This window comes from Salmonella sp. SAL4457, assembly GCF_046548235.1.
In the GTDB taxonomy this organism is placed as follows: Bacteria; Pseudomonadota; Gammaproteobacteria; order Enterobacterales; family Enterobacteriaceae; genus Salmonella; species Salmonella enterica.
Genome location: NZ_JBGDZO010000686.1, coordinates 1 through 263, shown reverse-complemented (window position 1 = coordinate 263; position 263 = coordinate 1). Strand labels below are relative to the sequence as shown.

The 263-nt window shown below is 60.1% G+C and carries 1 pseudogene; it reads right to left on the bottom strand.

The annotated features are described in order from the left end of the window. Nucleotides 1-21: 21 nt before the first annotated feature. A pseudogene (locus ACLJNW_RS25925) lies at nt 22-263 on the bottom strand (SAM-dependent DNA methyltransferase); the annotation flags it as partial.

Sequence of the window (263 nt, the reverse complement as noted above, 5' to 3'; positions counted from 1 at the left end):
GATATCTGCTCGTGGCTGTCATCAAGCTGTCCCCACGATCTTGTGCAACAAACCTTCCGTCTGCTGCTCCAGCTTCAGGATATCGGCGCGGATGTCGTCCAGCGGACGCAGCGGCGTCGGCTTATAGAAGTAGCGGGCGAAGGAGATTTCGTAGCCGATCTGGGTCTTCTCGCCGTCGATCCACGCATCCGGCGCGTGCGGCAGCACTTCGCGCTCGAAGAAGGCGTCGATGCCACCAAGTTCCTTCAACGGCACTTGCTCGG